At 63.4% G+C, this 24,123-nt stretch carries 24 protein-coding genes and 1 pseudogene; 10 read left to right on the top strand and 15 right to left on the bottom strand.

Annotated elements, in window-relative coordinates; genetic code table 11:
• The first annotated feature begins 61 nt into the window (after positions 1 to 61).
• Entirely contained in the window at positions 62 to 457 is a 396-nt protein-coding gene (locus BLW71_RS42805) for a VF_A0006 family four-cysteine protein (protein ID WP_353615905.1), read from the top strand.
• A gap of 142 nt (positions 458 to 599) precedes the next feature.
• On the opposite strand, the gene BLW71_RS32115 is transcribed toward BLW71_RS42805, so the two are convergent.
• The 4 genes from BLW71_RS32115 to BLW71_RS32095 form a co-directional block, all read right to left on the bottom strand.
• Positions 600 to 1,211: a class I SAM-dependent methyltransferase gene (locus BLW71_RS32115; RefSeq protein WP_091806817.1), complete on the bottom strand. Its 612-nt coding sequence runs from the start codon at positions 1,209 to 1,211 to the stop codon at positions 600 to 602.
• Between the two features lie 205 nt (positions 1,212 to 1,416).
• A complete protein-coding gene (locus tag BLW71_RS32105) occupies positions 1,417 to 2,685 on the bottom strand; it encodes an RNA polymerase sigma factor (protein WP_091806813.1) in 1,269 nt (422 codons plus the stop codon).
• A complete protein-coding gene (locus tag BLW71_RS32100) occupies positions 2,682 to 3,053 on the bottom strand; it encodes a YciI family protein (RefSeq protein WP_091806811.1) in 372 nt (123 codons plus the stop codon). The genes BLW71_RS32105 and BLW71_RS32100 overlap by 4 nt, the downstream gene beginning before the upstream one ends.
• Before the next feature lie 176 nt (positions 3,054 to 3,229).
• Positions 3,230 to 4,003, bottom strand: a complete 774-nt coding sequence (locus tag BLW71_RS32095; protein ID WP_091806809.1) for an MBL fold metallo-hydrolase — start codon at positions 4,001 to 4,003, stop codon at positions 3,230 to 3,232.
• A gap of 411 nt (positions 4,004 to 4,414) precedes the next feature.
• On the opposite strand from BLW71_RS32095, the gene BLW71_RS32090 reads away from it, so the two are divergent.
• The 4 genes from BLW71_RS32090 (at position 4,415) to BLW71_RS32075 (ending at position 7,358) form a co-directional block, all read left to right on the top strand.
• Complete coding sequence (locus BLW71_RS32090) at positions 4,415 to 4,975, top strand: carboxymuconolactone decarboxylase family protein (RefSeq protein WP_091806807.1); 561 nt, start codon at positions 4,415 to 4,417, stop codon at positions 4,973 to 4,975.
• 65 nt (positions 4,976 to 5,040) lie between these two features.
• Positions 5,041 to 5,817: an enoyl-CoA hydratase/isomerase family protein gene (locus tag BLW71_RS32085; protein WP_091806804.1), complete on the top strand. Its 777-nt coding sequence runs from the start codon at positions 5,041 to 5,043 to the stop codon at positions 5,815 to 5,817.
• Positions 5,818 to 5,872: 55 nt separating this feature from the next.
• A complete protein-coding gene (locus BLW71_RS32080; protein ID WP_091806803.1) occupies positions 5,873 to 6,544 on the top strand; it encodes a peroxiredoxin-like family protein in 672 nt (223 codons plus the stop codon).
• 97 nt (positions 6,545 to 6,641) lie between these two features.
• Positions 6,642 to 7,358, top strand: coding sequence for an SDR family oxidoreductase (locus BLW71_RS32075; protein ID WP_091806802.1), 717 nt, complete (start codon positions 6,642 to 6,644; stop codon positions 7,356 to 7,358).
• Here the strand turns inward: BLW71_RS32075 and BLW71_RS32070 are convergent.
• From BLW71_RS32070 to BLW71_RS41805, 3 genes are all read right to left on the bottom strand, one after another.
• A complete protein-coding gene (locus BLW71_RS32070) occupies positions 7,347 to 8,267 on the bottom strand; it encodes a LysR family transcriptional regulator (protein WP_091806801.1) in 921 nt (306 codons plus the stop codon). The two genes, BLW71_RS32075 and BLW71_RS32070, sit on opposite strands and share 12 nt — an antisense overlap.
• 42 nt (positions 8,268 to 8,309) lie before the next feature.
• On the bottom strand, positions 8,310 to 8,957 hold the full coding sequence (locus BLW71_RS32065) for an oxidoreductase (protein WP_286162169.1): 648 nt from the start codon (positions 8,955 to 8,957) through the stop codon (positions 8,310 to 8,312).
• 119 nt (positions 8,958 to 9,076) lie between these two features.
• Positions 9,077 to 9,226, bottom strand: coding sequence for a hypothetical protein (locus tag BLW71_RS41805; RefSeq protein WP_177205148.1), 150 nt, complete (start codon positions 9,224 to 9,226; stop codon positions 9,077 to 9,079).
• A 218-nt stretch (positions 9,227 to 9,444) separates the two neighbouring features.
• Between BLW71_RS41805 and BLW71_RS32060 the strand changes: the two are divergent.
• Positions 9,445 to 9,540: pseudogene (locus BLW71_RS32060) on the top strand (catalase); the annotation flags it as partial.
• 204 nt (positions 9,541 to 9,744) lie between these two features.
• Here the strand turns inward: BLW71_RS32060 and BLW71_RS32055 are convergent.
• Positions 9,745 to 10,452 (bottom strand): pirin family protein, encoded by a 708-nt coding sequence (locus BLW71_RS32055; protein WP_091806800.1) that lies wholly within the window; start codon positions 10,450 to 10,452, stop codon positions 9,745 to 9,747.
• A gap of 60 nt (positions 10,453 to 10,512) precedes the next feature.
• Entirely contained in the window at positions 10,513 to 11,277 is a 765-nt protein-coding gene (locus tag BLW71_RS32050) for an SDR family NAD(P)-dependent oxidoreductase (RefSeq protein WP_091806799.1), read from the bottom strand.
• 150 nt (positions 11,278 to 11,427) lie between these two features.
• Here BLW71_RS32050 and BLW71_RS32045 point away from each other — a divergent pair, with 150 nt between their 5' ends.
• Together BLW71_RS32045 and BLW71_RS32040 are read left to right on the top strand one after the other, a co-directional pair.
• A complete protein-coding gene (locus BLW71_RS32045) occupies positions 11,428 to 12,354 on the top strand; it encodes a LysR family transcriptional regulator (protein ID WP_091806797.1) in 927 nt (308 codons plus the stop codon).
• Between the two features lie 164 nt (positions 12,355 to 12,518).
• A complete protein-coding gene (locus tag BLW71_RS32040; RefSeq protein WP_091806795.1) occupies positions 12,519 to 13,142 on the top strand; it encodes a LysE family translocator in 624 nt (207 codons plus the stop codon).
• Positions 13,143 to 13,151: 9 nt separating this feature from the next.
• Here BLW71_RS32040 and BLW71_RS32035 read toward each other — a convergent pair whose 3' ends face one another.
• Positions 13,152 to 14,567, bottom strand: coding sequence for an aminotransferase-like domain-containing protein (locus tag BLW71_RS32035; protein ID WP_091806794.1), 1,416 nt, complete (start codon positions 14,565 to 14,567; stop codon positions 13,152 to 13,154).
• Between the two features lie 218 nt (positions 14,568 to 14,785).
• Here BLW71_RS32035 and aptA point away from each other — a divergent pair, with 218 nt between their 5' ends.
• A complete protein-coding gene (aptA, locus tag BLW71_RS32030; RefSeq protein ID WP_091806792.1) occupies positions 14,786 to 16,114 on the top strand; it encodes an omega-aminotransferase AptA in 1,329 nt (442 codons plus the stop codon).
• 93 nt (positions 16,115 to 16,207) lie between these two features.
• Here aptA and BLW71_RS32025 read toward each other — a convergent pair whose 3' ends face one another.
• Positions 16,208 to 16,726, bottom strand: coding sequence for a DUF6496 domain-containing protein (locus BLW71_RS32025; protein WP_091806790.1), 519 nt, complete (start codon positions 16,724 to 16,726; stop codon positions 16,208 to 16,210).
• A gap of 284 nt (positions 16,727 to 17,010) precedes the next feature.
• On the opposite strand from BLW71_RS32025, the gene BLW71_RS32020 reads away from it, so the two are divergent.
• Positions 17,011 to 17,262, top strand: a complete 252-nt coding sequence (locus BLW71_RS32020) for a hypothetical protein (protein WP_007178046.1) — start codon at positions 17,011 to 17,013, stop codon at positions 17,260 to 17,262.
• A 176-nt stretch (positions 17,263 to 17,438) separates the two neighbouring features.
• Here BLW71_RS32020 and BLW71_RS32015 read toward each other — a convergent pair whose 3' ends face one another.
• The 4 genes from BLW71_RS32015 to BLW71_RS32000 all read right to left on the bottom strand — a co-directional run bounded on the left by BLW71_RS32015 (position 17,439) and on the right by BLW71_RS32000 (position 24,119).
• The gene (locus BLW71_RS32015; RefSeq protein ID WP_091806787.1) at positions 17,439 to 18,647 is read right to left on the bottom strand and encodes an ABC transporter substrate-binding protein; all 1,209 of its coding nucleotides are present in this window, start codon (positions 18,645 to 18,647) and stop codon (positions 17,439 to 17,441) included.
• A 108-nt stretch (positions 18,648 to 18,755) separates the two neighbouring features.
• Positions 18,756 to 22,364, bottom strand: coding sequence for a molybdopterin cofactor-binding domain-containing protein (locus BLW71_RS32010; protein WP_091806783.1), 3,609 nt, complete (start codon positions 22,362 to 22,364; stop codon positions 18,756 to 18,758).
• Positions 22,361 to 22,879 carry a (2Fe-2S)-binding protein gene (locus BLW71_RS32005; RefSeq protein ID WP_091806781.1) on the bottom strand — a complete coding sequence of 173 codons (519 nt, stop codon included), beginning with the start codon at positions 22,877 to 22,879 and terminating at the stop codon, positions 22,361 to 22,363. Before BLW71_RS32005 ends, BLW71_RS32010 begins: the two co-directional genes overlap by 4 nt.
• Before the next feature lie 40 nt (positions 22,880 to 22,919).
• A complete protein-coding gene (locus tag BLW71_RS32000) occupies positions 22,920 to 24,119 on the bottom strand; it encodes an amidohydrolase family protein (RefSeq protein ID WP_091806778.1) in 1,200 nt (399 codons plus the stop codon).
• Positions 24,120 to 24,123: the final 4 nt, after the last annotated feature.

Genomic DNA, 24,123 nt, shown 5'->3' with positions numbered 1-24,123 from the left:
GCGATCCGTGCGCTGGTGATTGCATGCAGCCGGAAAGTTGTTTCAGTATGCCGGGGGTGGGATGGGCCTTGCTTTGATAAACTTTTTTCAAATCCTGGGTGAAACCATCCCAAGCAAATTACAGATTGAGAGCTTAGCAATGCCCATAAGCGTTTTACGGATGTATGCCGCCCGAGCGGCAATATGCCTTTCGGGTTTGGTAACAATGCAACCTACATTGGCCGATAGCGGCTCCTCATACGACGAGTGTTTGCTTGTCGGGTTGCGCGACGCCCGTAGTCAAGTTGCCTCGAACTACATTCAACGGTCATGCTACGCGCTGTATAGAAATAGCAAGATGCTGCTCCCGCGTGAGCGGGCATATCACGAATGCATCCTTCAAAATATGCCTGGAGCGAGAGAGCAGTTCGCGATTATGAGGATCAATGCGGTATGCACGCGGCGAGGGGGGCTTTAAGAAGGTTGGCCGACGGTGGAAGCCGGATCGCCAATTCCCGCGGCTAAGCGCAGCTCCGAAGATTGTCGACAATGGACGCGGTCTCGTCGAGTGTCCCTTCATGGCCGACAATCTCCGCGCGCGGTCGCCGCCACATCGATCCTCACTTCCGGAAAACAAGCCGCGTCCAGGAGACTCCCATGCTCCTGTTTGTTTGCTGGACTGAGTCACTGCAAACATTGAGCAGAAGTTGCAGGGTATGGGCTTCGGCAAGCCTGATCGTGTCCGCAGCGGAGACGTCAAACATGCGCCGCCCCGTAGAGACCGGCCCGTGGCGCAACGACATGATGACGAGGCCGCCTTCGTCCAACAGATCAGAGAGGGTGTCCATCCCTCGGCGACGCTGGGCTTCGTCGAGGTGCATCCATACTGCAGTAACCATGACAACAGTGAACGTGTGCGCCCGCTCCCGGACAAGGCGGAGTTCTGGAAGGCTGTCGTCGAGCCAGACGACGCTGGAAGCCGGATAGAAGTTGATCGCAGCAGCCCGCAGTTCGTCGACGGGCTCAACCGCTACCACCGAGTGCCCCATCGATGCCAATGCGGCAGCGTCGCGGCCCATGCCGGCCCCCACGTCGAGGATGCGCGAAGGTGCCGTCGGTATCAGGTGCAGAACCGGTTGGTGGAGGTCTCGGAACGAAATCTTGCGCCAATCGTTAGCCAAGGCCCCAGCATACTCGGCATAACCTTCGGTTCCCGGAACGTCGATCGACATCGATGAATATTGGATGGTCAGATCGGCCGATTGTCGACGATTCAGGCGGAGGTGTCGACTGACCGTTATTGGCGGCAGATTCAACCGGTCGACGACCGTTCTACAAATCGGACGTTGGATTCATATCGACTCAACTCAATTCCGATGCGAACGGTCCAGACCGAGCAGCGGCTTGCAACCTCGCACGGCAAACGCGACGTCTAATCTAACGTCTCGCCGATAACAGCTCGATGCGCTTGCGCTGCAGGAACCGGCGCACGGCCGGATCGCGCTCGAGTCCGATCGCGAGATCGTACGCGTCGAGCGCTTCGGCCGTCGCGCCGGCACGCGCGAGCAGATCCGCACGCGCGGCCCAGTACGGCTGGTAGTCGGCCAGCCGCGGATCGTCCGCATACGGGGCGAGCGCGTCGAGCGCCGCCTGCGGGCCGTCCCGTTCCGCCAGCGCGAGCGCGCGGTTCACCGCGACCACGGGCGACGGTGCAATCGCGAGCAGCGCATCGTAGAGCTGCACGATTTCGTCCCAGTTCGGGCGATGCGTCCGGCAGCGGTAGACGTGCGCCGACTGCAGAGCGGCCTCGAGTTGAAAGCGTCCGATCGCGTTGAATGCGCTCGCGCGCCGCAGCAGTGCGTTGGCTGCGTCGATCATCGGCGCATCCCATGTCGCCGGATCCTGGGCCGACAGTGGTACGTAGTCGCCGGCCGCATCGCGTCGCGCATCGCGCCGCGCCTGCGCATAAAGCATCAGCGAGAGCAGACCGAGTGTCTCTGGCTCCTCGGGCAGCAGTTCGACGAGCAGGTGTGCGAGAAACAGCGCCTCGCCGGCGAGGTCGCGCCGCTCGGTATCGACGCCGACGGGATCGGTCCACCCTTGCGCATACGCCGCATAGACCGCTTCGAGCACCGCAGCGACCCGGCCGGGCAACTCCTCGCGCTCGGGTACGCTGAACGGAATGCCCGCGTCGCGGATCTTGTTCTTCGCCCGCACGAGGCGCTTGCTCATCGCGGCGGGCGACATCAGGAACGCGGACGCAATCGTCTTTGCTTCGAGCCCCAGCACCACCTGCAACATTAGCGGCGTGCGAATCGCGGCCTCGAGCGCAGGGTGCGTGCACGCGAACAGCAGCGCAAGCCGCCGGTCGGGCAACATGCCTGCTTCACGCTCGTCGATCTCGTCGGCGAGGATCGCGAGCTGATTCACCACTTCGTCGCCGACACGGCGATGACGCGCGCCATCGAGCGCCCGGCGGCGCGCAACCGTCATCAACCACGCTTCGGGATTCGCTGGGCAGCCGCGCTCCGGCCAGCCCGCGAGCGCGGTCGCGAACGCGTCGGCCAGCGCGTCCTCGGCCGCCGCGACGTCGCGCGTGCGCATCGCCAACAGCGCGACCAGCTTGCCGTAACTGCGGCGGGCGACCGCCTCGGCAATCGCACGCGCGGCGGCGCCAGCATCAGGGCCGCCGCCGGACGGACTCATGCAGCAGATGGCGCGTCGTACGGGGCAGTCCAGACCGGGCGCACTTCCATGAGGCCGTGCGCCGCGCCGGGACAACGCGATGCCCACGCGATCGCCGCGTCCAGGTTGGGCACGTCGATCAGATAGTAGCCGGCGAGCTGCTCCTTCGAATCGGAATACGGTCCGTCAAGCACCTGCGGCTTGCCGTCGACGAACCGCACCGTGGTGGCCGTCCTCGTGTGCTGCAGCCGGTTGGCGCCCACCAGCACCTCCGCTTTTTTCAACGATTCGGTGTACGCCTGATAGGCGGCAACCCCTTGCTGCCGCTCGCTGTCGGTCATCTGGTTCCAGCGGTTTTCTTCCGAATAGATCATCAATAGGTATTGCATATGAGCCTCCGTCATGGGGTTAGGCGGATGAATTACATCGAGCCGCCATCACAATGACGCGCGGGCCGCATGCCGACGGACAGGCGGCATCGAAAAAATCACGGACAACGCGCCCGCCATCCCCTCCGCGCGGCTGTCGATTGCACCGCACCATTGCAGACCGCATTCGCGAGCGCTCAGGTACGTTTAGCCAGATAGGCATCGACTAACTCGACCAGTCGTTTTCGCCCAAAGCTCCCGTCGTGTCCAGCGTGGACCACTTGCACGGGCAATTCACGCAAGCGCTTCATCGTGCGCACGTAAGTCGGAATATCAGCGCCACCTATCTCATCCAGCAGCGGGCCATCGTAGATCGCATCGCCCGAGAACAGAGTGCCGGATGCCGCTTCCCATAGGCCGATACTGCCCGGTGAGTGACCGGGCAGATGAAGGACTTCAAAATGCCGGTTGCCGAGATCGACAATGCTCCCTTCCTTGACGATTTCCGTGACCGTTGCCGCCCGCACGCGATAATCGGACATCGAATAATCAGCGCTCGGAAGGGCCGTGATCAGATCACCGTCGAACGGATAACCTGCTTTGCGATACCGGCGAATTGCTTCGTCGCCCAATACCGATGCCAGAAGAGTGCCTGGCTCGCGCGGCGAGCGCAGGTTCTCTGCCTCCAATTCGTGAACCAGCGTGTGTTCAAACTCGTGATGCCCGCCGACATGATCCGAATGCGTATGCGTCGCAACGGCGGTTACGTCCTTCTGCAGCAGGTGCCTGGCGGCATCCTGCAGACTGACGATACCCATCCCTGTGTCGATCATCAGGTCCCGGTCGCGCCCGCGCACATGCCAGATATTGCAGCGCATCAGCGGCACGACGTGCGGTTCCCAAAGTAGCGTGATTTCGTCACTGACGCGCTTGAGTTCAAACCATCGATCGGCAATCGGTAATGTAGTCATGCGGGGTCGCTCACGAGTAAGAGTTGGTACTTTGACACACTTCGCATAGTGTTTCGAGAGCGTTGAGACTGGCATCGTCGGCTTGGTGCGCGGAGCATAACAACCGCTTGCCGGACACCGTGTCGTGGCCGGCCGTCATCGACCCCGAGCGTTCAATTGCTCCCACGCGACCTGTGTGGCCGCCTTTGAAGCTGGAGCGGTCGGTCCCACCTCAAAGTTGATTGATCAAAACCCGTCGACCAGATTCAAACGATCCATCCCGTTGCGTTAGACCATCTGTCCTCTAAGGCGTGAGCACTTCAACCATTGCTATATGCCTGCCAGGAATGACTGTTATCGACGGTGCCTGCCTTCTTCGAAAAAACGCTGACCTTCATCATTTGCTCACCGTCAACCAGCAGGAGCAAAACGATGAGCAACTTCCAAACCTACACGATCGATAACGCACCGGCCGCTTCGAAGGCCAGCCTCGAAGACACGAAGCGCGCCTTTGGCTTCGTCCCCAACCTTCAGGCGCATATGGCGGAAGCGCCCGCGCTGCTGGCCGGTTACTCGGCGCTGTGGGACCTGTTCTCGAAAAGCACGCTGACGCCGCACGAACAGCAGGTCGTCTACCTCACATCGAACTTCGAGAACAACTGCCACTACTGCATGGCCGGTCACAGCACGCTGGCGAAGATGATCAAGATGGACGCGGGCGTGATCGCAGCGCTGCGCGCCGGAACGCCGCTGCCGGATGCAAAGCTCGAAGCGCTGCATCGCTTCACGACGCTTGTAGTGCGTGAGCGCGGCTTCGTCCCTGACGCAGATGTCGACGCATTCCTGGCCGCCGGCTACACCCGTCAAAACGTCCTTGAAGTCATTCTCGGCGTGGCAACCAAAGTGATGAGCAACTACACGAACCACATCGTCCACACCGAACTCGACGGCTTCATGGCCGGTAACGAGTGGACCAAACCGGTCGCTGCCTAAGCCGTCTCGGGGAGCCCCTCGCGGCCCCCGTCTAGCGCCATACCGAAGTTCACCCAGGAGCAGCCATGTCCACGTTCGACCGCTATAAAGACGCTTACCCCAACGCCAAACTGACCCGTACGCCGGACGGCGTGCTCGAAGTGCGTTTCCATACCGACGGCGCGAAGCTCGTCTTCAATGGCCATACGCATGAACAGTTCACCGACATGTTCCACCAGGTCGGCGAAGACCCGGATAACCGCGTGGTCATCCTGACAGGTAGCGGCGACGCATTTATGGACGCGATCTCGCCGGAAGGTTTTGATTTCTTTACGCCGCGTGGCTATGACAAGATCTTCCGCGAAGGTCGCAAGATCCTGATGAATATCCTGGACATCGAAGTCCCGATGATCGCCGCGCTGAACGGCCCGGTCCTGCTGCATTCGGAATACGTCCTGTTGTGCGATATCGTGGTGGCGACACCCGAGACGGTGTTCCAGGACATGCCTCATGCCGCCTTTGGCATCGCTCCCAACGATGGTATCCATCTACTCTGGCCGGAAATGATCGGCAGCATTCGCGGCCGGTACTTCGTGCTCACGCAGCAAAAACTCGCTGCTGCGGAAGCGAAGTCGCTGGGCGTAGTCAACGAGATCGTGCCTGCGGATCAACTGCTGGATCGCGCGCATGCCATCGCCGCGACTATCGCAAAGCAGCCCCCGCTCACCACCAAATACACCCGCATCGGCCTGACCCAGCGGCTGCGTCGCGTGATCGACGAAGGCATCGGCTACGGCCTGGCGCTCGAAGGTATCACTGCGGCCGAAGTGGCGCGCATTGCGGCAGCGCAGAACGTAGCCTGAAGCCACCGGCTCGTTGGTTCCTCAATTCCTCTATTTCTCTCGACGGAGAACACTCATGTCACTGCAGGACAAACTCGACGCATTCAGGGCCGACTTCAAGGCGGGCAAGCCGCCGTTCAACGCACCGCCGGCGATTCATCCGGTGATGGAACGCGCCACGGCAGAACTGATTGCGAGCGGGCAGGCTGCCCGAGCCATTAAGGCCGGCGACCGCGCTCCGCATTTCAACCTGAAAGATCAGGATGGCAACGACGTGTCTTCCGCAGCGCTGCTCGTGAAGGGGCCACTGGTCGTGACGTTCTATCGCGGCGTCTGGTGCCCGTACTGCAATATCGAATTGCAGGCGATCAACGAAGTGCTGCCGCAGATTCAGACATATGGCGCGAACGTCGTGGCGATCTCACCGCAGACGCCGGTCAATAGCCGCAAGTCGGTGCGCACCAACGAACTGGGTTTTCCGGTGCTGAGCGACGTGAACGGTCAGACGGGAGCCGACTTCGGGCTGCGTTTCACGCTGCCCGACTATCTGGTCGAGCTTTACAGGAACCTGAAGAACGATCTGCCGACGTTCAACAACGATCCCAGTTGGACCTTGCCGATGCCGGCGCGCTATGTCATCGGACAGGACGGCATCGTGCTGTATTCCGAGGTCAATCCGAACTACACGCGTCGTCCCGACCCATCGCATATGTTCCCGGTTCTGGAAAAAGCAACCGCCAACGCCTGAGCCTTACCGCTCAGCGCTAAAGGCTAAACGGTCACTACGCCGCGCCGGAGAACCCGCCGCGGCTTTTCGATTCCTTCCTGTTCTTAAAGGACATTTGATGACACAGCGTACTTTTCTCATTACCGGCGCGACCAAAGGCATCGGTCTCGCGCTGACAGAGCGCCTGATTGGCGACGGCCACCGTGTCGTTGGTCTCGCGCGTGAAGCAAGCGATTTTCCGGGTGAACTGGTCCGTGTCGATCTCGCCGATCGTGACGCAACCGCCGCCGTGCTCCAGGATCTGGTGCGCCGGCATTCGTTTGACGGCGTGGTGAACAATGTTGCGCTGGTCAGGCCACAACGTCTGGGTGAAGTCGCGCTCGACGATCTCGACGACGTCCTCGCGCTGAACCTCCATCCGGCGGTCCAGACCGTTCAGGCGTTGCTTCCCGGTATGCGGGCCCGGGGCTGGGGACGGGTCGTGAACATTTCCAGCCTGACGATTCTCGGCATGACGCAGCGCACTGCCTATGCAGCGGCGAAAGCGGCGCTGGTGAGTTTTGCACGTTCCTGGGCGCTGGAACTAGCCGACACGGGCATTACGGTGAATGCCGTCGCGCCCGGTCCGACCGAGACCGAGCTGTTCCGCGCGAACAACCCACCGGGAAGCGAGGGCGAGCAGCGCTATCTGTCGGCAGTGCCCATGGGCCGCTTCGGCAAGCCCGGTGAAATTGCCGGGACGATCGCGTTTCTGCTCTCTGACGTAGCCGCCTTCATGACCGGTCAGACGCTGTACGTCGACGGCGGCGCGTCGATTGGCAAGCTAGGGTTCTGAGGGCGTACCGGCATTGCCGGCAGACGCGACGCCCAGTACCTCCTCCACGAAAGCGACGAAGGCGCGCGCCTTCGCACTCACCAGGCGTCCGGCAGGGAATACCGCCCAAAGGTCGATCAGGGGCAATTCCCAGTCGGTCAGCACCGCTTTGACCGTACCATCGGCAAGTTCCGGAGAAAACATCCATTCCGATGCGATTGCGAGACCCATGCCGCCGAGCACCGTCGTGCGGATGCCCTCGGCGGCGCTGACACTGACGCGTCCTGACACGACCACTGCTACTTCCTTGCCGTGCTGGCTGAACGCCCAGGATTCGCCCCCGCCGCGCAACGAATAAACCACGGCTTGGTGCTGGCTCAAATCCGCGGGCGATTTCGGCACGCCTGCTTCGGCGAAGTAGCCGGGCGTGCCGACGACCAGCCTCCGGCTCCGCCCAATGCGACGCGCGGTCATGGCCGAATCGTCGAGCGAGCCCATGCGCAATGCAACGTCCACGCCTTTTTCGAGCAGGTCGATGGTGCGGTCGTCCAGCACGATATCAATCTGCAGATTCGGGTGGCGGTTCATAAAGGTCTTGAGCGCCGGCAGGATGTGCAGGCGTGCAAAGGTCACCGCGGCGCTGATGCGTAGCACGCCCGACAGTCCGGTAGACGTGTCGCGCACCACCTGTTCAGCAAGATCCACTTCTTCGATTGCGCGCCGCGCGTGCTCGTAGAACCGCTGACCGGCATCGGTGGGTGTCAGGCCGCGTGTGGAGCGCAGCAGGAGTCGCACGCCGAGCCGCTCTTCGAGTTGCGCGATCGACTTGGAGACGGCCGGCTGCCCAAGCCTAAGCCGTTTTGCGGCCGCCGAGAATGAACCTGCCTCCACGACACTGACATAAGTTTCCATTGCTGCCATCCGGTCCATGTGGCTGCTTTTCCTTGAAGGATCGTGAAGTCCGTATAGTGGCTAAGATGTTTTCAGTCGGAAGTCTATCGCGCCAAACCCGGTCGATGAAATTGCCGTTGCCGATCGGTCTCTGTCAACGCAATCCGCAGGAACAACTCGGCCCCGCGGCAGGGCGATCCTGGGGCGGGGCCGGTTACGATGCTCGCTCCCGCCTTGGATAACCGGCGCTGCACTATGGAAGGAATAATCGGTGTAACCGCGCGCATCGCCGCCATAGAACGTCGAGCGGTCGTAATGGTTCAATGGCGCCCCGACGCGCAGTCGCTCCGGCAGATCCGGATTGGAGATAAACAGGCGCCCGAACGCGACGAGATCGGCGTCGCCTGCTTCAATGATGCGCTGCGCGCTATCCGCAGTAAAGCCACCCGCCGCGATGAGTGTGCCTTTGAAGACGCGACGCAAGTCTCTAGCCGAGGCCGACGCGGCGACGTCATCGTTACCGCGCACTCTCGGCTCGACCGCATGCGGATACGCGAGCCCATAGGCATCCAGACGACGCGCGACATAGCCGAACGTGGCATGCGGATCGCTATCGGACATCGTGCCGTACGAGCTTCCGGGCGAAAGACGCACCGCGATGTGGCCAGCGTCCCAAACCGAACCGATGGCATCGAGCACCTCGAACAGGAAGCCCGCGCGGTTTCGCAAGCGCCGCAATGCGACGCAATTCTTCGATCACGCCGGGAATTTCTTCGAGCGTGAGAGCGCGCGGAACGAACTTTGCGCGGCATTTGACATCCGGTGAAGTGCGGCCGGAGTGCTAACCGCTATTCCCGCAAGGAATGACCAATGACTCTCGACGACGCGTCCTTTCGACTAATCCGCCCAGGAGGCGTGTAGCCGGAATCGGCAGCATGTGCCGCGACGCCGAAAGCGAAATAGCCGATACAAAGGACCGATGCGATCGTCTTCTTCATTCCAGACTCCAATTGTGTTGACTGTTTCGCGGATTGAATTGCAACAGAGCAATTACCCGCGATTTAGCATAGAGAAGGTTGGCGCCGGGCTCTATACGATTTCCGATGAAACACTTTCAAGAGGCACTGATGCCTCGCTGAAAAAATCGTCAGTGTCGCCTCACTGACCGATACTTAGGTATAGGTTTGGCGAGCTGATCGATCATTGCTTTACCAATATCCCGGAGCGGCGCGTGCATGCGAAAGGATCTGGCGCATTTGGTACGCTGAAGATTACGCATGACATCTCCCGCTTCACGAAGGCAAACGTATTTCCACCACTCAGCGGCGCTCGTTTTCCATCTTGTCTCGACCGCACATGAATATCCCATAGGACTGCCGCCCGGCACTCATGGCCCGTTTCTGTTTTCGTTTTTGTCTTTGGTTTCGGTTCTCGATTGTTGACGATTTTGGTCGGAGGCTCGAACGGCCGAGATATGGTCGGTGACAGTCGCACACAACAACAAGGCTCATTCGCCTTAGCCCAAAAGTTCGACGATCATCACATCCGTATCGTCATGCGCTATCAGATCTAGCTTCGTCTCATCCCGGACGGCTGCGCCGTCGCGCGCAGCGAGCTGGATAGATCCCACATCGAGCCGCCCGTGATCCGCAACAAGATACGCTGAGCCGGGCATCGGCAACTCGTGCTTTATTGTCATGCCTTCGCGCAGCGTCGCCATACGCACGCGTGCGTCGGCATTGATGGGCAGCGCGCCCGCGCGGACATCATCCTCATTGCCGCTTGCCAGCGTGATAAAGCAGCCTTCACGACATTCGCGCGAACAGACGCGCGTCGCCCAACGCGGCGTACCGCCCGTCGTGCGCGGACGCAGCCAGATCTGGAGTAGCCGCGCGGACACATGTTCCTCATTGCGCTCGGCGTGATGGATCGCCGCGCCCGCGCTTATGACCTGCACAGAATCGGCGACCAGCCGGGCGCAATTGCCCGCGTCGTCTTCTTGCGTGATGGCGCCCGAGCGCACCCAGGTCACGATCTCGACGTCCCGGTGCACATGCAGGCCGAAACCCGAGCGCGGTGCGAATTCATCGTCGTTCCACAGGTAAAGCGGACCCAGTGGCGGATGATCGGCGCGCCCGCTCACGCCCACGCCGAAATGCAGCCGCGCGTCGAGCCAGTCGCGCCTGATCGCGCCGAGCGAATGAAAAGGACGATGTTCGATCATGATCAACCTCCGTTCGGGCGCATGGGGCGCGTAGAACCGCATCCATGCGCCGGGCCACGCTTAGATCTGCTGCTGACCGCCATCGACGAACAGTTCGATGCCGTTGACGAAGCTCGCGTCATCCGAGGCGAGGAACAGTGCGGCGCTTGCGATTTCGTTCGGTTCGCCCAGACGTCCCATCGGGATCTGCGCCGCCAGGTAATCGGCGAGACCCTGGCGCTGGGCGGCGTCGTCGCCGGCCAGGTCGAGCAGGCCCGGCGTGCGGGTCGCGCCCGGGCTGATCGTGTTCACGCGGATCTGGCGGTCCTTGAGGTCGAGGATCCAGTTGCGTGCGAACGAGCGCACCGCAGCCTTCGAAGCCGAGTACACGCTGAACGCCGCCGTGCCCGCGCTACCCGCCGTCGAACCCGTGAGAATCACCGACGCGCCCTTGGCCAGCAGCGGCAGCGCCTTTTGCACCGTGAACAGCACGCCCTTCACGTTGCGGTTGAAGGTGTCGTCGAAGTGTTCTTCGGTGATGTTGCCGAACGGCAGCATCGAGCCGCCACCGGCGTTGGCGAACAGCACGTCCAGTCGGCCCTGTTCTTCCTTGATCTGCGCGTACAGCGCGTCGAGTTCGTTCAGTTTCGTGGAGTCGACACGCACGCCGCTCGCCTGGCCGCCCGCTTCGCGGATGCTTTTCACGGCGGCGTCGAGTTCGGCCTGACGGCGGCCCGTGAGGTAGACGTGCGCGCCTTCGGCGGCGAAGCGCTGCGCGGTGGCGAGGCCGATGCCGCTGGTTGCGCCGGTGACGAGTGCGATCTTGTGGTCGAGTTTGCGTGCCATGGTCTTGCTCCTTTCGGTTCGTTCAGTGGAAGTGGGTGTTGGCTGGTTCGGTGTTGCGTGCTGCGACGTGAGGAGAATATCGACGGTCGGGTATTTTCGAAATAGAATTGATTGCAATCTAACGTTGCATAAATGCAAAGATGAGGGGAAATGGCGAGGCTGCCGGATTTCGAGGGACTCGCGATGTTCGCGAAGGTCGCTGAGGAGGGATCGTTCGCGGCTGCGGCCCGCGCGGTGGGGGTGTCGGTGGCGACGGTTTCGCGCGGCGTGGCCCGCCTCGAAGATCGTCTGGGCGCGCGGCTCTTTAACCGCACGTCGCGGCAGCTGTCGCTGACCGAGTTCGGCAGGACGATCTGCGAGAAGGCTGGCGATATCTATCGTCAGGCCGAGGAGGCGGAAAGCGCGGCGCGTGAGATGTCGGTGCAGCCGCGCGGGTTGGTGCGCCTGGCCGTGCCGATGTCGTTCGGGCTGCGCTGGGTCGCGCCGCTGCTGCCGGGCTTCTTCCGCGCGTACCCGGAAGTGTCGATCGACCTGCATCTATCGGATGCATCGGTCGATCTGGTCGCCGATGGCTTCGACGCCGCGTTGCGTATTGCCGCGTTGCCCGATTCGTCGCTGGTGGCGCGGCGGCTGTGCGCGGTGACGCAATACGTGGTGGCGTCGCCCGAATATCTGGCGCGCGAAGGACGGCCCGCGCATCCGCGCGAGCTGGTGGATCGGCCATGTCTCTCGTACGCGTATCGCGCGCGCAGCGATGTCTGGCGCTTCACGAACGACGCGGGCGAGGAGGAGCCGGTGATGCCCGTCGGCCCGCTGCGCGTGACGAATTCCGATGCGTTGTTGCCCACGCTGCTCGACGGCCTGGCGATTGCCGAACTGCCTGAATTCATCGCCGGCGAGTATCTGGCCGATGGCCGACTCGAAGCGATCCTCACCGACTGGTCGCTGACCAGAGGCGGCCTTTACTTCGTCACGCCGTCGGCGCGTGCGCGGCCCGCGAAGGTGGCGGCGCTGTCCGATTACTTTGCCGAGCATCTTTCCGATCCAACGTGGCGATGGCCTAAGCAATCAACTTGACGAATAAGCGACGACTTATCATTGCATTTGAACAACGGCGATCGCCCAAACTCCATCATCGCCGCCGCCCGTACCGGACACCATCTCAAAAACCGTACAGGTACTGTACCGGACACCATCGCTAGAATGCTCCCATCTCCTTTCGTCCGACAGCGGAGCATTTCATGTCTTATCTCAGTCTCAGTGCGCTGCCCGCCGGCATCCTGTTCGCGCTCGTCACCACGATCACGCCCGGTCCGAACAACACCATGTTGCTGGCCTCCGGAGTCAACTTCGGGTTTCGCCGCACGCTGCCGCATCTGTCCGGCATCAGCGCCGGCGTCGTGCTGTTGATGCTGTCGGTCGGCATCGGTCTGGGCGAAGCCTTCGTCCACTTTCCCGTGCTGTACACCGTGCTCGAAGTTGCGAGTGTCGCTTACCTGCTCTACCTCGCGTGGAAGATCGGCACCTCGGGTGAGTTGAAGGTGAAGAAAGGCGAGCGCCGGCCCATGAAGTTCTACGAAGCCATCGCCTTCCAGTGGGTCAATCCGAAGGCATGGATGATGGTGCTGACCGCCGCCACGACGATCCACCTCAGCGAGAGCTACAGCATGAACGCCATCGCCATGGCGGTGATCTTCTACGTGATCGGCTTTCCGTGCATCTGCCTGTGGGCAGGTTTCGGCACCGCCATGCGGCAGGTGCTATCGGACCCGAAGCGGCTGCGTATCTTCAATGTGGCCATGGCGCTGCTGCTGGTGCTGTCGCTGTATCCGATCGCGCTGAAGCTGCTCGGCCAGAGCGCGTGAACCCGACCGCTATAACGCGCCCTGCCCGACCCGCTCGATGAAGCGCCACAACGCGTCGTCAGTTGAATATGGCGCGTTGAAGCGGAACCAGGCGCTCGGGGCATCGTCGGGACGAAAGTAGGAGCCCGGCGCAAGCCAGATGCCGTGTGAAAGCGCGGCCGTCGCCACTTCGCCGGCCCGCTCCGCGTCGACCGGCAAGCGCGCCCACAGGAACAGCCCCGCGCGCGGCCGGTGAAACAGCTCCAGACCGAGCGAATCGAGCCGCTCCTCAACGGTCGCATGCGCGAGCTTGAGACGCTCGTTGACGGCTTCCACGTGACGCGCGTAGCGCCCCTCCAGCAACACCTTGTCGACGATCCGCTCGATCGCCTCCGACGACGTCAAACCCACCGCCATCTTCGTACGCGCCAGTTCACGCAGTACGGCGCGTTCGGCGACCACATAGCCGCAGCGCAGCCCCGGCGTCACGGTCTTCGAAAAGCCGCCAACGTACAGCACGCGCTGCAAGCCTTCCATGGCCGCGAAAAGCGGCGCGCCGGATGGCGCGAGTTCGCGGCTCACGTCGTCTTCGATCACCCACATGCGCTGACGCTCGGCAATCTGCAGCAAGCGGAACGCAGCCGACATGCCGAAGGTCGCGCCGGTCGGATTCTGCAGCGTGGTATTGACGAAGATCGCCTTCGGCTTGTGCTGCGCGACCAGCGCTTCGAGCACGTCCGTATCGACGCCCGCCGGCGTGCGCGGCACGCCATGCACTTCGAGGCCCGCCAGCTTGAGAATCTGCAGCAGATTGCAATAGCCGGGATCTTCGACGATCACGGCGTCGCCCGCGCGCAGCAAGGTGCGTACGATCAGATCCAGCGCCTGGGTCGCGCCTTGCGTAAGCAGGACATTGGCGACATCCACGGGCAAGCCGCGCCGGTCGAGTTGCTCGGCGATCCGTTCGCGCAACGGCGCGAATCCATACGGATGCCCGTAGTCGCCAAGGCGCGCCGCCGGCACCCGGCTCACCGCCCGCAGCGCGTGCTGCAAACCGGTTTCGTTGATCCACTCGTTCGGCAGCCAGCCGCCACCCGCCTTGATCGGCACGGAATGGTCGGCGAACACGTCGGACAGGAGCCAGGTTGCGGTGAGGCTCGGCGGCTGCCAGTCGGTGGCGGCAACCCGCGTGGATTGAGAGCGCGCCGCCACGCGATAGCCAGAACCGCGGCGCGCGACCACGAGCCCCATCGAAACGAGCCGGTTGTACGCCTCCGTGACCGTGAAGGTGCTCAGGTCGTGGCTTTGCGCCAGTTGGCGCACCGACGGCAGCAGCGCGCCGGCGCGCAGCGACTGCGCCTCGATGGCGCGCGCGAAGCCTTGCACCACCTGCTCGACGAGCGTGGGAGCGGCGCGCCGGTCGCGCTCGAGTTCTAGTTCGATCATGGTCAGGACGAAAAACGGGCCGCGGCGGGCGGCTGAACGGGCGAATGACGGAGCCCGACCCCCGGTCCGGCGCGCATCGACACAGTTAGTGCGAATCCACCAACACAGTTAGCGCCACACTGCGTCAACTGTTTATGCCGCCATTAAACCGCGAACGCTACAGTTTTGCTACGCCCCAAAGGAAGTCTCCCTGGGGATCCACTTTCGAGGAAACACACATGACTTCGCGCCCCGTCATCGACGATCTGTCGTCTTTCTGGATGCCCTTTACCGCCAACCGCCAGTTCAAGGCCGCGCCGCGCCTGCTGGAATCGGCCAAGGGCATGTATTACCGCAGCTCGGATGGGCGTGAAGTGCTCGACGGTTGCGCGGGTCTGTGGTGCGTGAATGCCGGCCACGGCCGCGAGGAAATCATCGCTGCGATTACCCAGCAGCTCTCCAAACTGGATTTCGCGCCGACTTTCCAGATGGGCCACCCGCTCGCCTTCGAAGCGGCCACGAAAGTTGCCGAACTGATGCCGGAAGGTCTGGATCGCATCTTCTTCACGAACTCGGGTTCGGAATCGGTCGACACCGCGCTGAAAATCGCGCTGGCTTACCACCGGTCGCGCGGCGAAGGCCAGCGTACCCGCCTGATCGGTCGCGAGCGCGGTTATCACGGCGTGGGCTTTGGCGGCATCTCGGTCGGCGGCATCGCCACGAACCGCAAGACCTTCTCGGGCGCGCTGCTGCCCGCAGTCGATCACCTGCCGCACACGCATAACCTCGAACAGAACGCGTTCTCGAAAGGCCAGCCGGCCTGGGGCGCGCATCTCGCCGAAGAACTGGAGCGCATCGTCACGCTGCACGATGCATCCACGATCGCCGCCGTGATCGTCGAACCGGTGGCCGGCTCGACGGGCGTGCTGATTCCCCCGCAAGGCTATCTGCAAAAGCTGCGCGAGATCTGCACGAAGCACGGCATCCTGCTGATTTTCGACGAAGTGATTACCGGTTTCGGCCGCGTCGGCAAGGCCACGGCGAGCGAATACTTCGGCGTCACGCCAGACCTGATCACGATGGCGAAGGCGATCAACAATGCTGCGATCCCGATGGGCGCGGTGGCCGCAAGCCGCACGATCCACGACACGATCGTGAACAGCGGCGCGCAAGGCGCGATCGAACTGTTCCACGGCTATACGTATTCGGCTCACCCGGCCGCCACGGCAGCCGCGATTGCCACGCTCGACCTGTATCGCAGCGAGAGTCTGTTCGAACGCGCCGCGACGCTCGCGCCGACGTTCGAAGCCGCCGCCCACTCGCTGCGCGGCGCGAAGCATGTGAAGGACGTGCGCAACCTCGGCCTGATCGCCGGCGTGGAACTCGAATCGCGCGACGGCGCACCGGGCGCGCGCGCTTACGAGGCGTTCGTCAAATGCTTCGAAGCGGGCGTGCTGGTGCGCTTTACGGGCGATATCCTCGCGTTCTCGCCGCCGCTCATCATCAACGAAGAGCAGATTGCGCACATCTTCAAGACCGTGGGCGACGTGCTGGCTACGGTGCAGTAATCCAGCACTCGATCAGGCGGCGCGCATCGTGTGCGCCGCCTGATCGGCAAATGCCTGGCAAACGCGCGCCAGATGCGCCCCGAATGCGCGCTATCAATGGTGCGCGCGCGAAGCCCTCGTATGGGCCGCCTTCTTGGCCGCCGCAGAGCGGCCCGCAGCACCCTTCGTCGCTGCGGCCTTCTTCGCCGCAGCGGAACGGCTGGCCGCCGGACGTTTGGCCGCGGCCGTCTTTGTCTGCTTCGACAGCGCCGTGCGCGATGCGCCGGCGCTTCCCTCACGCTTCAATGCATTGGTGGCGGCGCGCGAGCGTTTCGCCGTCGACTCCGCGCTCTTCTTCGTGGTGCTCTTGTGCTGACCCGCGGCTTTATCAGTCGCGGCTTTCTTGCGCGTGGACTCGCTCGCAGCGCCCTTCTTGGGCGACTTTACGGCGACGCCCGCGCGCCGCGCTTCCGAGAGCCCAATCGCAATCGCCTGCTTGGCCGACCTGACGCCGTGCTTGCCGGCACGCACCTTGTCGACCTGTTGCTTGACGAATTCGCCGGCCTGGGTGCTCGACGACTTGCCCGCGCGCTTGTCGGCGTGGGCACGCTTGAGGGTTTTCTGTTCGGGCATGACATTCTCCGGTTGGTTGTGGCCCATGTCATGCAGCAACGGGTGTGCCGCAGCGCGGCGCGCCGGGCAATCCCACCAAAGCGCCCTCATGCGATGAAGTCGGCGCCATCGCGCCCGGCGCAAGGAATTGCGAAGCGGAGCTCGAACGGTGGCAAAAATTCGAGGAATGCGCGGAATCGCGGCGAAACATCAAGAAACCGGCGGACAGAACTCGCGCCGGTCAGTTGGACAGCGTATGGTATTGGCAAGGGTTGGCGCGTGGTCCGGCCCGACGGGAGACGTCCATGAAAATCCCTACCGTTCGCGCAGGCGCGCATATTGAAGGCGTGCACTGGATCGCCGAATACGCCGAAGACGTCCATGAGATTCGCGTCTTTCGCGAAGGCCAGGAAGTGGACGTGCACAACGCGCCCTCCACCCTGTTCGGCGACGAAGAAAATGCGGGCTCCAAGAGCACCGCGGATCATCGCGCGGTCGAAGCCGCCGTGCTGGCTTATCTGAAGCGATTCGTGATCGAGCACGACGCGGAGGAGTAATCCTCCGATTCTCCGCTTGTCGCCGCGCGTTGCCTCTTGGGGGCCGCGTTGACGCGCGCGTGGGTGGCCGCATAGACCTGCGGTCGCCGGCCGCCTCGACCCGCAAGTGGCCGCGAGTTCGAACGTCGTGCATCGCGCTACCGCCTGCGGCGCCGCGCGCCGCAGGCGTCACGACCTCACTCGGCGGGCCGCAGCTTCTTGACCTCGGCATCCGACGGCTGAACGCTCGCGCCATCGATATACCGGTAGGACGTCATCACGCCCTTGCCGTCTTTCAACCCCGTCACGCCGACGTACGCGCCCATGGTGGACTGATTGTCCTGGGCCCGATAGGTGATCGGCCCGAAGGGCGTCTCCACGCCGAGGCCCTTGAACGCGGCGGCGAGCTTATCCGGATCGACCGACCCGGCCTTCTTGATCCCCGCGGCAATCGACATCAACGCCGAATACCCCACCACCGAGCCGAGCCGCGGATAGTCGTGGTACTTGGCCTGATAGGCGTCGACGAACTTCTTGTTGGCGGCCGTATCGATCGAATACCACGGGTAGCCCGTGACGATCCAGCCGGTCGGCGCTTCCGCGCCCAGCGGGTCGAGATAATCCGGCTCACCCGTCAGCAGCGACACTACGCTGCGATCCTTGAAGAGTCCGCGCGTATTGCCCTCACGCACGAACTTGCCGAGGTCCGCGCCGAACAGCACGTTGAAAATCGCGTCCGGCTTGGCATCGGCGATCGCCTGCGTCACCGCGCCCGCATCGACGTTGCCGAGCGGCGTGGCCTGTTCTGCGACGAACTGTACATCGGGCTGCGCCGCCGTCAGCAGTTTCTTGAAAGTCGCCACCGCCGACTGCCCGTACTCGTAGTTCGGATACACCAGCGCCCAGCGCTTCTTCTTCAGCTTGGCCGCTTCCGGCACGAGCATCGCCACCTGCATATACGTGGAAGGTCGCAGACGGTAGGTGTATTTGTTGCCGTCGGCCCACACGATCTTGTCGGTCAGCGGTTCAGCGGCAAGGAAGAAAATCTTCTTCTGCTTCGAGAAGTCGGCCAGTGCGAGGCCGGTGTTCGAGAGGAAGCCGCCGAACAGCAATTGCACCTGCTCGCGCGCGATCAGTTCCTGCGCGACGCGAATCGTGTCGCCGGGATTGCCGTTGTCGTCGCGCGATACCACTTCGAGTTGTTTGCCGAGTACGCCGCCTGCGGCATTCACCTGGTCGAGCGCGAGATTCCAGCCGTTCTTGTAAGGCCCGAGAAAGGCGGGCTGCGCCTTGTAACTATTGATCTCGCCGATCTTGATGGTCTGCTGTGCGCTCGCGCTCAAAGCGGCGAACGACAGTACGGTCGGCACCATGAGGCGAGAAATCCATCCTGCGCGCGTGGTCATGCGTTTCTCCGTTATCAAAAGGATTGCGGGAATGCTGGTCGTTGTTATCAGGTGTTCGAGCGGCTTGCGATTTATCTCGATCCATCTCGACCGAATCGGCTCATCGACTCAATCGACGCGCGCCGTCGCGCGAATCCGGGCGACGCTCGCCGTGACGTTCTGCCAGGCCGGCTTGCCACCGGCGAATTGCTGACGCAGGTACGACACGAGCTCGGCCACCTGGGTGTCGTTGAAACTGTCGCGGTAAGCCGGCATCGTACCGAGTTCGGGACGCGCAGGCGAGCCGATGCCGTCGAGAATCACGCGAATCAGGTTATCAGGCGTCGTGCTGTGCAGATTCGTGTTGAGCGCGAGCGATGGATGCGCGCCGAACAGTTGCGGCCCGCTCCCCGTGTGATGACAGGCGGCGCACGCGCCGTCGAAGAGTCGCGCGCCGAGGCCGGCCGGCGCGCCTGAGATCGCGCTCGCCTGTTCAACCTGGCGTGCGACCGCGATCGGATCGGCGTTCGGTTCCAACGGGCTGAGCGAACTGAGATAGGTGGCCATTGCGCGAATATCGCTGTCGGGCAGCGCCACCAGATCGCCGACCACGGGCGCCATCGGCCCCGCCGCGACGCCGTGCATCGGTGCGTGGCCGGAGCGCAAATAGCTGAACAGTTCGTCCTCGCTCCAGGGCACGGGCGCGTTCGAAAGCGTCGACAACGCGGGCGCTTCCCAGCCTTCGGCGACACCGCCGCCCATGAATGCCGCGCCGGCTTTCTCGGCGCCGAATGCATTGCGCGGCGTATGACACGCGCTGCAATGGCCGAGCCCATTCACCAGATACGCGCCGCGATTCCATTGCGCGCTTTGCGTCGCGCTGGCGGTGAAAGCCGTGCGTCCGAGAAAGAGTCCGTTCCATGCGGCCATGAGCGGTCGCACGCTGAACGGATACGCCAGCTTCGTTTCCGGCGGGCGCGAGCGCGCTGGCGTTTGCGCCATCAGGTAGGCGTAGAGCGCTTTCAGATCGTCGTCGGAAGTGTTCTGGAACGAGGTGTACGGGAAGACCGGATAGAGACGATGTCCATCGCGGCTGATGCCTTGCCGCATCGCCCGCATGAACGCTTCGAGCGACCAGTTGCCGATGCCGGTCAGGCCGTCCGGGGTGATGTTGGTGCTGTACACGGTGCCGAAGGGCGTATCGAGCGGTTTGCCGCCGGCGTTCGGCACGCCGTTGTGCGCGGTATGGCAGACCGCGCAATTGCCGAGCGACGCCAGCACTTTGCCGCGCGCCACGAGATCGGCCGGAAACGCACTCGCCAGCGGCGGCGTGATCGGTGCGATCGCGTGCGGCGCGAGCGAGAATGCGCCGAGCCATCCCACTGCGCCCGCCGCGAAAGTGCCTAAAAAACCCAATCGCCAGCGCTTCTTCCTGCGCGCCGCCTTGTCTTCGGCTTGCGCATCGGCAAGCGCGGCGCGGATCGTCTCCGGTGTGAAAGGCGGCCGGCGAAAACGCACGCCCGTGGCATCGAAGAGCGCATTGGCGATCGCAGCCGCGCCGGGCAGCGACGCGGATTCGCCCGCGCCCATCGGCGGCTCGCCGTGGCGCGGCATCATCACCACATCGATCACGGGCACTTCGCGGAAGGTCAGAATCGGATACGCGCCCCACTCCTGGCTCGTCACCGCATTCTCGCCGAACGTCACACGTTCTTTCAGCGCGCGGCTCGTCGCCTGAATCACGTTGCCGTGTATCTGATGACGCACGCCGTCGGGATTCACCATCGTGCCGGTATCCTGGCCGACCACCACGCGCGTCACCGCCAGCTCGCCGCTCTTGCGATTGACTTCGACATCGGCCACCCACGCAGACCACGCCGCGCCGAAGCCGGGAAATTTGCTATGCACGTAGCGGGCATAAGCGAAACCCCGCCCGCGTGCGATGTCGCCTTCATCCTCTTTGAGTTCGGCGCTATGCGGCTCCCACCCGGCTTTCTCCGCGACGGCTTTGACCAGCTCGATCGCGCGTGGATCGCGCAGGTGCTTCAGACGAAACTCGACCGGATCGACACCCGCCTGCGCCGCCAGTTCGTCGATGAACGACTCGTGCGCGAACGTGTTCGGCAACGCGGACACGCCGCGCAACCACGACGCGCGCACGATCGGCGGCGTGTCGTCGCAAACGATACGCATGGTGCGGTAATCGTACGGCGGCACGGCCGTGCGGTCGCCCATTTCGAACACCTGCGGCTGCGCGGCGATCGTGCCGGTCAGGAGCAGCGCCAGCGTCGGCGCATCGTTGGACGGATAGCGCGTCGCAAAGTCGTATGCGGCCAGTTCGCCCCCGGCATTCGACGCGCCGCGCACGTCCATCAATTGCGCGGCGCCTTTCGGCTCCCACGCATGCTCGTCCTCGCGCGAAAGTTGCACGCGCACCGGACTGCCGGCGGCGCGCGAGAGCAGCGCGGCGTCGGCGGCGACATCGTCCGCGCAATTGCGGCCGTAGCAGCCGGCCGCATCCATCCGCACGATCTCGATGTGCGCTTCGTCCATGCTCATCAGCAATGCGAGATCGGCGCGCAGCGAATGCGGATTCTGCGTGCCCGACCAGACCTTCAACGCGCCCTCGCGATAGTCGGCCACCGCGCACGAAGGTCCGATCGATGCGTGCATCTGAAACGGCCACACGTAAGTGCGTTCCAGCTTGCGATCGGACTCTTGCGCCAGCGCTGCATCGACGTCGCCCTCGATCACCAGATCGCGCCGTTTGGCCGGATTCGCGCGCAAGGCCGCTTCCACGTCCTCGCTGGTTTCGAGCGCTGGCAGGCCTTCAACCGCTTTCCATTGCACGCGCAGCCGCTTCACGGCCTGCTGCGCGATTTCCTCACGCTCTGCCACGATACCGACGAAGTCGCGAATCACGACGACCTTCACGATACCGGGCAAATCGCTAACGGAATCTTCATCCACGCGCAGCAGGCTGTTGCCCATGAAGTCGCCCTGCGCGACACCGGCATAGGGCGGACGCACCACTCGACCGTGCAACATGCCCGGCACGCGTACGTCATGCACGAAACTCAATTCGCCGGTGGCCTTCGCGGGAATATCGACGCGCGGCGCACTCTTGCCGACGATTCTGTAGGTGTCCGGCGACTTTAGCGGCGCGTTCGTATCGAGCTTCAGTTCGACACGCTTCCCGCTCACCAGATCGCCGTAGCTGATGCCTTTCGCGGCAGTATCGCCGTCGCGCTGAAAAACCACACCGTCACGTACGTCGAGTTGCTCGACGCTCACGCTGAACCGCGCCGCCGCCTCAGCCAGCAGAAATTGCCGCGCCTGCGCCGCGGCGTGTCTCAATGGCACCGCCGATATCTGGATCGTCGCGCTGGCGATCGTCGGCCCCTGATTCGGCGCTTCACGCGTATGGCCGAGCACGATCGACACGCGTGTCAACGGCACATCCAGTTCTTCCGCGACGATCTGCGCGAGCGCGGTGCCGATGCCGGTGCCGAGATCGACGTGACCGTTGAACGCGACCACGCTGCCGTCGTCGCGCACCACGAGGAACAGGTCCGCCTCGGTCGGCACGAACGACGAACGCGAACCCGGCTGACCGATTGCCGGCTTGACCGGCGCCTGCGGCGGCCGCGTGACGATCAGCACGCTCTGCGCGTCATAGAGCTGTTGTCGCGAAGGTGGCGCGGCGCGTCGATCGACGCTGAAGTCCGGGCCGGTCATGCACGCGCTCCTTCATGCACGGCGGGTTGCGCCGCCGCTTGCGCCGCGAGCAATTCAGCGGCGCGCTGCACCGCGCGCACGATCTCGACATGCGTGCCGCAACGGCACAGATTGCGCGACAACTCGCGCCGGATCGTCTCGACGCTCGGATGCGGATCGCGATCGAGCAGCGCCTTGGCCGTCATGATCATGCCGTTCAGGCAATAGCCGCACTGCGCGGCCTGCTCTTCGATAAACGCCTGCTGCACCGGATGCAGCGCGGCGCGCGTACCGAGTCCTTCGAGCGTGGTGATTTCGCGGCCCAACGCGACCTTTGCCGTGGTGACGCACGCGCGCGTCGGCATGCCGTCGAGCAGGACCGTGCACGCGCCGCATTCGCCGAGACCGCAGCCGAATTTCGGACCGTTCAGCGCGAGGTCGTTACGCAGCAGGTAGAGCAGCGGCGTATCGGCTGCGGCGCTGACGAGATGCGTCGCGCCGTTCACCTTCAGCGTAAGAGGCGCCGGGCGGTTCATGGGCGTGCCGGCCTGGCTGTGCGAGCCGTACGGTAGGCGCTCACAGCACCACCGGCACTTCGGTGGCCGGTGGCGTATTGCGGCTCCGCCGGCAGCGAATCAGCCCGTCGATCATCACCATGCCCACGCCCGGAATATCGCCGAGCTGCACGCTTTCGAGCAGCGTATCGGCGGCCGTGTGTTGCGCGCGGTCCATGAACACGAGGTCGGCGGGACGGCCCACTTCGATTAGCCCCTGGCGCAGATTACGTTGACGCGCGGTGTTGCCCGTCGCGAAGCAGAAGGCGATTTCCGCGGGCACGTCGGCGAGGCTCGCGATCAGCGCGATCATCCGCAAAATGCCGAGCGGTTGCACGCCGGAACCGGCGGGACTATCCGTGCCGAGAATGATCCGGTGTGGACACTTCAATTCGATCGCATGGCGCGCGGTCAGCAAGGCGATCCGTTCATTACCGTTGTGGACGATTTCCAGCGCGCGGCTCGACTGCTCGCAAAGATCGCAGACATGCCGGTAAGACAGCGACGTATGCCCGCCGTTGATGTGGCCGATCACGTCCGCGTCGGCGACGAGCACCACGTCGCGATCGATCAGGCCCGAGCCGGGAATCGACGGACCGCCCGTGTGAATCGTGCTCTGAATGCCGTACTTGCGCGCCCACGCCACCATCTGTGCGGCCTCTTCGCCGCCCTTCACACTGCCCAAGCCGACTTCGCCGAGCAGCTTGACGCCCGCTTCCGAAAGCTCCTTGAAGTCCTCCTCGACCATACCCCTCTCGATCACCGGAGCGCCCGCCATCACCTTGACGCCGCCGCCGACACCCGCGCCGCGCATGCCCTCGAACGAACGTTGCGCGGTAATGGCGAGCGCCTTCACGCCGAGCACGTCTTTCGGGCGGCCGGGCAAATGCACTTCGCCGGCGGAAATCATCGTGGTCACGCCGCCGTTCAGATTCGATTCGATCCAGCCCATCTGATTCTGGCGCGGTGTCCAGTCGCCGAAAACGGGATGCACATGCGAGTCGATCAGACCTGGCGCAACCGTCGTGCCTTTGCAATCGACCGTCGTACGCGCGCCTTCGAGATCGCAGTCCTTTTCGCGGCCGACCGCGACGATCACGCCGTCGTCGATCACCAGCGTGTTCGCGTCGAGAATCGGCTGATCGATATCGCCGGATAACAGCAGCCCGATGTTCGTTACCGCGACCTTGCCCGACAAGCCTGTCAACGTCTCTGCTGCCATCTAC

It is taken from the genome of Burkholderia sp. WP9, from assembly GCF_900104795.1.
Classification (GTDB): Bacteria; Pseudomonadota; Gammaproteobacteria; order Burkholderiales; family Burkholderiaceae; genus Paraburkholderia.
This window is presented reverse-complemented; position numbering and strand designations above follow the sequence as displayed.

Coding starts and splice junctions, on each gene's coding strand:
- BLW71_RS42805 (WP_353615905.1), top strand. CDS start 62: ATGGGCCTTGCTTTGATAAACTTTTTTCAAATCCTGGGTGAAACCATC.
- BLW71_RS32115 (WP_091806817.1), bottom strand. CDS start 1,211: ATGTCGATCGACGTTCCGGGAACCGAAGGTTATGCCGAGTATGCTGGG.
- BLW71_RS32105 (WP_091806813.1), bottom strand. CDS start 2,685: ATGAGTCCGTCCGGCGGCGGCCCTGATGCTGGCGCCGCCGCGCGTGCG.
- BLW71_RS32100 (WP_091806811.1), bottom strand. CDS start 3,053: ATGCAATACCTATTGATGATCTATTCGGAAGAAAACCGCTGGAACCAG.
- BLW71_RS32095 (WP_091806809.1), bottom strand. CDS start 4,003: ATGACTACATTACCGATTGCCGATCGATGGTTTGAACTCAAGCGCGTC.
- BLW71_RS32090 (WP_091806807.1), top strand. CDS start 4,415: ATGAGCAACTTCCAAACCTACACGATCGATAACGCACCGGCCGCTTCG.
- BLW71_RS32085 (WP_091806804.1), top strand. CDS start 5,041: ATGTCCACGTTCGACCGCTATAAAGACGCTTACCCCAACGCCAAACTG.
- BLW71_RS32080 (WP_091806803.1), top strand. CDS start 5,873: ATGTCACTGCAGGACAAACTCGACGCATTCAGGGCCGACTTCAAGGCG.
- BLW71_RS32075 (WP_091806802.1), top strand. CDS start 6,642: ATGACACAGCGTACTTTTCTCATTACCGGCGCGACCAAAGGCATCGGT.
- BLW71_RS32070 (WP_091806801.1), bottom strand. CDS start 8,267: ATGGACCGGATGGCAGCAATGGAAACTTATGTCAGTGTCGTGGAGGCA.
- BLW71_RS41805 (WP_177205148.1), bottom strand. CDS start 9,226: ATGAAGAAGACGATCGCATCGGTCCTTTGTATCGGCTATTTCGCTTTC.
- BLW71_RS32055 (WP_091806800.1), bottom strand. CDS start 10,452: ATGATCGAACATCGTCCTTTTCATTCGCTCGGCGCGATCAGGCGCGAC.
- BLW71_RS32050 (WP_091806799.1), bottom strand. CDS start 11,277: ATGGCACGCAAACTCGACCACAAGATCGCACTCGTCACCGGCGCAACC.
- BLW71_RS32045 (WP_091806797.1), top strand. CDS start 11,428: ATGGCGAGGCTGCCGGATTTCGAGGGACTCGCGATGTTCGCGAAGGTC.
- BLW71_RS32040 (WP_091806795.1), top strand. CDS start 12,519: ATGTCTTATCTCAGTCTCAGTGCGCTGCCCGCCGGCATCCTGTTCGCG.
- BLW71_RS32035 (WP_091806794.1), bottom strand. CDS start 14,567: ATGATCGAACTAGAACTCGAGCGCGACCGGCGCGCCGCTCCCACGCTC.
- aptA (WP_091806792.1), top strand. CDS start 14,786: ATGACTTCGCGCCCCGTCATCGACGATCTGTCGTCTTTCTGGATGCCC.
- BLW71_RS32025 (WP_091806790.1), bottom strand. CDS start 16,726: ATGCCCGAACAGAAAACCCTCAAGCGTGCCCACGCCGACAAGCGCGCG.
- BLW71_RS32020 (WP_007178046.1), top strand. CDS start 17,011: ATGAAAATCCCTACCGTTCGCGCAGGCGCGCATATTGAAGGCGTGCAC.
- BLW71_RS32015 (WP_091806787.1), bottom strand. CDS start 18,647: ATGACCACGCGCGCAGGATGGATTTCTCGCCTCATGGTGCCGACCGTA.
- BLW71_RS32010 (WP_091806783.1), bottom strand. CDS start 22,364: ATGACCGGCCCGGACTTCAGCGTCGATCGACGCGCCGCGCCACCTTCG.
- BLW71_RS32005 (WP_091806781.1), bottom strand. CDS start 22,879: ATGAACCGCCCGGCGCCTCTTACGCTGAAGGTGAACGGCGCGACGCAT.
- BLW71_RS32000 (WP_091806778.1), bottom strand. CDS start 24,119: ATGGCAGCAGAGACGTTGACAGGCTTGTCGGGCAAGGTCGCGGTAACG.